The 7,475-nt window shown below is 69.7% G+C and carries 9 protein-coding genes; 1 reads left to right on the forward strand and 8 read right to left on the reverse strand.

Features of this window, described 5'->3' with window-relative positions; genetic code table 11:
* The first annotated feature begins 80 nt into the window (after positions 1-80).
* A complete protein-coding gene (locus tag N8J89_RS41655; protein WP_252483550.1) occupies positions 81-1,028 on the forward strand; it encodes a D-alanine--D-alanine ligase family protein in 948 nt (315 codons plus the stop codon).
* A gap of 52 nt (positions 1,029-1,080) precedes the next feature.
* On the opposite strand, the gene N8J89_RS41660 is transcribed toward N8J89_RS41655, so the two are convergent.
* The 8 genes from N8J89_RS41660 to rpmH form a co-directional block, all read right to left on the reverse strand.
* Positions 1,081-2,055: a ParB/RepB/Spo0J family partition protein gene (locus N8J89_RS41660; protein WP_283662336.1), complete on the reverse strand. Its 975-nt coding sequence runs from the start codon at positions 2,053-2,055 to the stop codon at positions 1,081-1,083.
* Positions 2,052-2,924, reverse strand: coding sequence for a ParA family protein (locus tag N8J89_RS41665; RefSeq protein WP_502868398.1), 873 nt, complete (start codon positions 2,922-2,924; stop codon positions 2,052-2,054). Before N8J89_RS41665 ends, N8J89_RS41660 begins: the two co-directional genes overlap by 4 nt.
* 107 nt (positions 2,925-3,031) lie before the next feature.
* Entirely contained in the window at positions 3,032-3,721 is a 690-nt protein-coding gene (rsmG, locus tag N8J89_RS41670; RefSeq protein WP_502868399.1) for a 16S rRNA (guanine(527)-N(7))-methyltransferase RsmG, read from the reverse strand.
* A 907-nt stretch (positions 3,722-4,628) separates the two neighbouring features.
* A complete protein-coding gene (locus tag N8J89_RS41675; RefSeq protein ID WP_283662339.1) occupies positions 4,629-5,159 on the reverse strand; it encodes a Jag family protein in 531 nt (176 codons plus the stop codon).
* Between the two features lie 27 nt (positions 5,160-5,186).
* Entirely contained in the window at positions 5,187-6,293 is a 1,107-nt protein-coding gene (gene yidC, locus N8J89_RS41680) for a membrane protein insertase YidC (RefSeq protein ID WP_283662340.1), read from the reverse strand.
* A gap of 3 nt (positions 6,294-6,296) precedes the next feature.
* Complete coding sequence (gene yidD / locus N8J89_RS41685; RefSeq protein ID WP_252485457.1) at positions 6,297-6,581, reverse strand: membrane protein insertion efficiency factor YidD; 285 nt, start codon at positions 6,579-6,581, stop codon at positions 6,297-6,299.
* On the reverse strand, positions 6,578-6,949 hold the full coding sequence (rnpA, locus tag N8J89_RS41690) for a ribonuclease P protein component (protein ID WP_252485458.1): 372 nt from the start codon (positions 6,947-6,949) through the stop codon (positions 6,578-6,580). The genes yidD and rnpA overlap by 4 nt, the downstream gene beginning before the upstream one ends.
* Positions 6,950-6,962: 13 nt before the next feature.
* Positions 6,963-7,100, reverse strand: coding sequence for a 50S ribosomal protein L34 (rpmH, locus tag N8J89_RS41695; protein ID WP_010849920.1), 138 nt, complete (start codon positions 7,098-7,100; stop codon positions 6,963-6,965).
* Positions 7,101-7,475: the final 375 nt, after the last annotated feature.

The raw sequence follows: 7,475 nt of genomic DNA on the forward strand, positions 1-7,475 counted from the left end.
CTCTTCCCACAACGCTTTTCCCGACGGTCCACTGTGGACGATCACAGTGGACCGTCGCCATTCACGCAAGGAGCTGTGCAGTGTCTGATCGTTGGGTCGCGGTGCTGGCCGGTGGACTGTCCCACGAGCGGGAGGTCTCGCTGCGGTCGGGCCGCAGGCTCTCCGCCGCGCTGCGCGAGACCGGGCTGACCGTGGAGGAGTGGGACGCCGACGGCGCGCTGCTGGAGCGGCTGCGGCAGCACCGGCCGGATGCCGCGGTGATCGCGCTGCACGGCGGCGAGGGTGAGAACGGCGCGGTGCAGTCGGTGCTGGAGATGCTCGGCGTGCCGTACGTGGGCACCGACCCGAGGGCCTGCCGCCGGGCCTGGGACAAGCCGACTGCCAAGGGCGAGCTGGCCCGCGCCGGGCTGAGCACGCCGGACTGGGTGGTGCTGCCGCACAGCACGTTCCGGGTGCTCGGCGCCCAGGCGGTGCTGGACGCGCTGGTCGACCGGCTCGGCCTGCCGCTGATGCTCAAGCCGGACCAGGGCGGCTCGGCGCTGGGCGCGACCGTGGTGCGGGACGCGGCGGACCTGCCGGCCGCGATGGTGGACTGCCTGGCCTACGGGGACACCGTGCTCGCGGAGACCTATGTTTCCGGGGTTGAGGTGGCCGTGGGGGTGCTGGACACCCCGGAGGGGCCCCAGGCCCTGCCGGCGGTGGAGATCCTGCCGGAGAACGGCGTGTACGACTACTCGGCCCGGTACACCGCTGGGCTCACCACGTTCCACGCGCCGGCCCGGCTCGCGCCGGAGACGCAGCGGGCGGTGGGGGAGCTGGCGGTGGCCGCGCACCAGTTGCTCGGCCTCCGCGACATCTCCCGCACGGATGCGATCGTGGCGCCGGACGGCACGGTGCACTTCCTGGAAGTGAACGTCTCGCCGGGACTCACCGAGACCTCGTTGGTGCCGATGGCGGTGGAGGCCGCCGGGCGCTCGCTCGGTGAGGTGTTCGGCACCCTGGTCGAGCGAGCGCTCGCCCGCAGCTGACAGACGTTCCCATCTGAAAACGTCACCGTGACATAAGTCGGCAATACCCTGGCTAGTCGGCCTGCTGTGCCCGTTTTGCCCCGTTATGTCCCATCAGCTCCACGATGCGCTCAAGATCGTCCACGGAGCCGAACTCGAGCACGATCCGGCCCTTGCGCCGGCCGAGCTCGACCTTGACCCGGGTGTCGAACGCGTCCGACAGCTTCTCCGCGAGGTCCTGGAGCCCGGGGGCCTGGATCGGCTTGCGCGCCGCCGGCTTGGCCTTGGCGGGCTGCTCGCTCTTGGCGAGCACCACGGCCTCCTCGGTGGCGCGCACTGACAGACCCTCGGCAACGATCTTGGCGGCCAGGTCCTCCTGGCGGCCGGGGTCGTCCAGCCCGAGCAGCGCGCGGGCGTGCCCGGCGGAGAGCACCCCGGCGGCGACCCGGCGCTGCACGGGGAGGGGCAGCTTCAGCAGCCGGATGGTGTTGGTGATCACCGGGCGGCTGCGGCCGATCCGGCCGGCCAGCTCCTCGTGGGTGACCTCGAACTCCTCCAGCAGCTGCTGGTAGGCCGCCGCCTCTTCGAGCGGGTTCAGCTGCACCCGGTGGATGTTCTCCAGCAGCGCGTCCCGCAGCATCGCCTCGTCGGCGGTCTGCCGGACGATGGCCGGAATCCGGTCCAGCCCCGCCTGCTGCGAGGCCCGGAGCCGCCGCTCGCCCATGACGAGCTCGTACTGTCCCTTGCCGAGCTCCCGGACCACGACGGGCTGCATGAGCCCGAACTCGCGGATCGAGTGCTCCAGCTCGGACAGCGCGTCCTCGTCGAAGACGTGCCGGGGCTGCTTCGGGTTCGGCTTGATCGCCGCGGTCGGCACCTCGCGGTAGACCGCACCGGCCACCGAGGTCTCCGGCTCCACCGCCTCACCCTTGGGCCGGGAGGCCACCGCGGTGGCGGCGGGGGAGGAGGCGCCCGCCGCACCGGGCGGCGGGCCGCTGGGGATCAGTGCGGCGAGACCTCGGCCGAGCCCGCCCTTTCGTTCTGTCATGTAGTTCCCATCTCGGCGCCGCGTACGGCGAGTTCCTTGGCTGCGTCGAGGTAGCTCATCGCGCCCCGCGAACCCGGGTCGTAGGTGATGATCGTCTGCCCGAAGCCAGGCGCCTCGGAGACCTTCACGCTGCGGGGGATCACGGTCTTGAGGACACGTTCCTGGAAGTGGTTGCGCACCTCGGTGGTCACCTGGTCGGCCAGCTTGGTCCGGCCGTCGTACATGGTGAGCAGGATGGTGGACACGTCCAGGTCCGGGTTCAGGTGCTGCTGCACGAGCTCGATGTTGCCCAGCAGCTGGCTCAGTCCCTCCAGCGCGTAGTACTCGCACTGGATCGGGATGAGGACTTCCTGCGCGGCGACCATCGCGTTCAACGTGAGCAGGCCGAGCGAGGGCGGGCAGTCGATGAAGACGTAGTCGGGCTGGAGCGAGTCGAGCGCCTCGGGGGAGAGGGCTTCCTTGAGCCGGGACTCCCGGGAGGCCATCGAGACGAGCTCGATCTCGGCACCGGCCAGGTCGATGGTGGCCGGCACGCACACCAGGTTGTCGGTCTGGTTGCTGGGCGCGGCGGCGTCGGCGAGCGAGATCTCCCCGATCAGTACCTCGTAGATGGAGGGGGTGCCGGAGCGGTGTTCGACACCGAGGGCGGTGCTCGCGTTGCCCTGCGGGTCGAGATCGATCACCAGGACTTTGAGGTGGTGCAGGGCGAGCGCGGCGGCCAGGTTGACCGTGCTGGTGGTCTTACCGACGCCGCCCTTCTGGTTGGCCACGGTGAGGACGCGACGCCGGGATGGGCGCGGCAGCTGCAGGGCGTCGGGGTGAAGAACGCGGGTGGCGCGCTCGGCTTCCTCGGCAATGGGGGTCCACACGGTGCTCTCCTCGGGCGCGTGGGGTGTCACCGAATCCGGTGCGAGTGTTTCACGTGGAACAGCGGCCGTTTCGCGCTCCGGATGCGAAAACAGGGGCGACTCCGGCCTCATCCCCGATCCTTCCTTCTCCGGCGCTTCCCGTCACGCCCTGGAGCGCGATCGACCACAACTACCGTCGTCGGCACCTCAAGAACCCCTTCCCCGCACACCACAATCCGACCGTTCACGCCCCCCACCGCCGCCACAGCCTGTTCATCCCGCGCCAACTCCTCAGCCGCACTGGACCCCTTCAACGCCAGCAGCTGCCCTTCGGGCCGGGCCAACGGAAGACACCACCCAGCCAACTTCGCCAACGGCGCGACCGCCCGCGCAGTCACTACATCGGCACCAGCAAGCTGTTCCCGAACGGCTTTCTCTTCGGCGCGACCCCGAACAACGGTCACATCGAGTTCCAGCTCCTCCACGACCTCGGTCAACCAAGCCACCCGCCGAGCCATCGGCTCCAGCAACGTGATGGACACATCGGGCCGAGCAATCGCCATCGGCAACCCAGGAAGCCCGGCCCCAGAACCCACGTCAACCACGGAGGCGTTCGGAGCCAGCAACTCGGAGACCACCGCCGAGTTCAACATGTGCCGATCCCACACCCGCTCAACCTCGCGCGGCCCGATCAGTCCACGAGTCTCACCCTGCTCGATGAGCATCTCCGCGAACCGCACCGCCACCCCAAGCTGGTCCCCAAAGACACGCGCCGCCACCTCCGGCACCGCCACCGTTTCACGTGAAACCACGCCCACACCCCGTCCCGTTCGTCGCCGTTTCACGTGAAACGACCACCGCCCCACACGACTCCCAATGAGACCACGAACCCCAACCCGCCCCACGAACCCCCGCCCACCCCAACTCCCAACTCCACCCCAACACCCCCGCGTCCCACCAACCCAGCGACAAGATCAAGACGGAAAGCAACCTTTTCGCCCCGAAAAGCGTTCCGCAGAGGAAGCGGAGGCGCGGGCGGGAAAACAGCGGCCCGGACAAGCGCCACGTCTCACCAAAACCACGACCCACGGCCACCCGACAACACCGGCCAGCCCGGCCCACTGGGAAGAGCCGGACTCAGCAGCACGCAGCAACCCACCCCCAGAACAAGTTGAGAACACCAGCCACCCCGCCCCGACCACGGCTCAGTCGCACAACCCGTTCCCGCCCGGCTCTAGCCCCGGCCTTGACGCTTGCCGGGGCCGCGACCCAGTGCCCGGCAAGGTCTCAGCACCCGCCGCCGCCTCAACTTGAGCCCGAATTCATCCCAGCTCCGCCAGCGACATCGCGCGCACCACCGCCACCGGCCCACCTCGGGCGCACGCGCCAACTCATGCGCCAGTGCCACCTACGCGTCGCCCGCCCCCTCCAGCGCCGCCGGGCCGCTCACACCGCCAGGCCGCTCACACCGACTCGCCCGCGCCGCCCGGCCGCGCGCCTGCCCCAGCCGCGGCCCGGCATGCGCGCACCCACGGCTGGCGGCTGGCGGCTGGCGGCTGGCGGCTGGCGGCTGGCGGCTGGCGGCTGGCGGGGGAGTGTCGCCGCCCCGGGCCGCGCCGCACCAGGGTGCCGTGCGCCCCAAAGGTCAGTGCGACAGGGGTTGGGCGCAAAAACAAACGCCCGGCCGGGGGAGTCCCGGCCGGGCGTCTGTGGTTCTTGCTGGGGTCAGCTGGTGGGGAAGACCACCACGCGGCGGTGGGGTTCTTCGCCTTCGCTTTCGCTGTGCACGCCTGCGACGGCGGCGACCGCGTCGTGCACGACCTTGCGCTCGAACGGGGTCATGGTGCGCAGGCGCTTGGGCTTCTCCGTCGCCAGGACTTCCTCGGCGGTGGACTTGCCCAGCTCGCTCAGCTCGGCCCGGCGGTCGGCGCGCCACTGGGCGACGTCGAGCATCAGACGGCTGCGGCTGCCGGTGGACTGCTGGACCGCGAGGCGGGTCAGCTCCTGGAGGGATTCCAGGACCTCACCGCGGCGACCGACGAGCTTCTCCAGGTCTTCGCCACCATCGATGCTCACGATCGCGCGGCCCGCCTCGACGTCCAGGTCGATGTCGCCGTCGTAGTCGAGCAGGTCGAGCAGCTTTTCCAGGTAGTCGCCCGCGATGTCGCCTTCGCGCACCAACAGGCTCTCGTCGTTACCGGCGTCCGGAGTAGCGGCGTCCGTTTCTTGTTCGGTCGCCTGCAAGGTCTCCGACACGGTGTCTCCTTCCATGTAGCAGCCGACTCAGCGGCGCTTGCGGGTCTGCTTCTTGCCCGTCGACCGGCTCTGGATGATCCCGGGGACCTCACCGGGCTTCGCGGCGGGGGAGTCCGTGGACTTGGCCGCGTCCGAACCGTTGCGCGGGGCATTGCTCTTCTCCGACCCGGTCGAGGCGGAGGTGTCCTTGTTCTTGTCGGCCGAGGACGTGGTGGGGGAGGCGGCCTGCGGGGCGGCGTTGGCCGGGCGCTTGCGCACCGGCTTCTGGCCGGGCGCGGGCTTCTGACCCGGCTGCGGCTTCTGGCCGGGCTTGGGGCCGAGGTTCTGCCGCTTCTCGATGGCCGCGGCCTTCTTCTCCTCTTCCTCCCGGTCGATGCGGTGGTACACCACGTACTGCTGACCAAGGGTCCAGGTGTTGTTGCTCAGCCAGTACAGCAGCATCGCCACCGGGAAGAACGGACCACCGACGAGCACCGCGAGCGGGAACAAGTACAGCATCAGCTTGTTCATCATCGCCGACTGCGGGTTGGCCGCCGCGGTCGCGGACTGGCGGGCCACCGAGTGCCGCGCGGTCAGGTGGGTCAGCACCGAGGCCAGCACCATCAGCGGGATGGCCAGCAGCAACAACGCAGTGCGGTCGGTGCCGATGACGGCCAGGTCCGCGCCGCTCATCCGGATCGCCGCGGACAGGTTCACACCGAACAGCTTCGAGGCGAGGAAGGAGCTCACCTCGGGCTGGCCGAAGATGTAGTTGCTCGTGGCGCCCGGCTTGAAGCCCTGCAGCACGTTGAGCAGACCGAGGAACACCGGCATCTGCACCAGCATCGGCAGGCAGCCGCCCAGCGGGTTGAACCCGCCCTCGGCCTGGAGCTTCTGCATCTCCTGGGCCATGCGCTGCTTGTCGTTGCCGTACTTCTCCCGCAGCTTGGCCAGCTGCGGCTGGAACTCCGCCATCTTGCGCATCGAGCGCACCTGCTTGACGAACGGCTTGAACAGCAGCGCGCGCAGGGTGAACACGAGGAGCATCACCGACAGGGCCCAGTTCACCCCGCTGGTCTCCGGGATGACGTAGCTGAGCACCTTGTGCCAGAACCACATGATGGCTGACACGGGGTAGTTGATGAAGTCGAGCACGAACTACTCCTCAGCGGATTTGCATGAAGCCCGCTCCGAAGCACGGTCGCGGGGCGGCGGAACGGGGTCCAGGCCTCCAGGGTGCCAGGGTCCGCAGCGCAACAGCCTGCGCACGGTGAGCCACGACCCGCGGAAGGCGCCATGAGTGGTCAGCGCCTCGACCGCGTAGTGACTGCAGCTCGGGTAGAAGCGGCACGTCGGGGGAAGAGCGGGAGAGATGAACCGGCGGTAGAACCGGATCGGCCACAGCAGCACGGTGGCCAGCGGCCCGGCCCGCCCGGCGCTCACCCCGCACCACCTGGTGCGGGCAGGCCGAGCTTGCGGAGGGCCGAGTCGAGATCGCCGCCCAACTGGGCGCTGGTGGCCTCGGCCGAGGCGGGCAGGGCGCGCACCACCAGGGCGCTGCCCGGCGGCAACCGGTCGATCCGGTCGCGCACGAGGTGCCGGAGCCGGCGGGAGACCCGGTGCCGGACCACGGAGTTGCCCACTGCCTTACTCACGACGAAACCCACCCTCGGCGAGAAGGACTCGCCAGGGGTGGGCGGGTTCGACAGGTGCGCGTGCACCACCAGCCGGGGTCGCCCAACGCGGCGGCCCCGGCGTACCACCAGGCCGAAGTCCTGGCTACGGGTGAGCCGGGCAGCCGCGGGGAGCACGGCGGCGGGTGTCTCAGGCGGACAGCTCGGCGCGGCCCTTGCGGCGGCGAGCAGCCAGGATCGCGCGGCCGGCACGGGTACGCATCCGCAGCCGGAAGCCGTGGGTCTTCGCGCGACGACGGTTGTTGGGCTGGAAGGTGCGCTTGCTCACGGTCGGTTCTCCCGGTACATGGGTGAAGCAGGTCTAGGGTTGTCTCCGTCGCGATCACCATGATCAGACGACCATGACAGGCACGGCAAACGCACCCGTCGGTACGCGGGAGACCATCCGAGGGTACTTATCACCCGCCGTCATCTCAAATCCGCCCCCCGTTCCACCACATCGGGCGAGGTGCGCGCCCACTCCAGTGCAGTGACCGGGCAGACCTTGTGAGTGCGGCTGGCGGTTGCTAGTTTGCCCCTTCCGCGTTTACGGGGGGTCCATGTGCGGGCCCGTCCCGCCTTCGTGCACAGTTGTGGACAACTCTGTGGACATCTCACGTTTGGTGTTCGCGCGGCGCTGACACGAGGGGAGGGAGCGGAGCAA

Origin of the sequence: Crossiella sp. CA-258035, from assembly GCF_030064675.1 — a bacterium.
GTDB lineage: Bacteria > Actinomycetota > Actinomycetes > Mycobacteriales > Pseudonocardiaceae > Crossiella.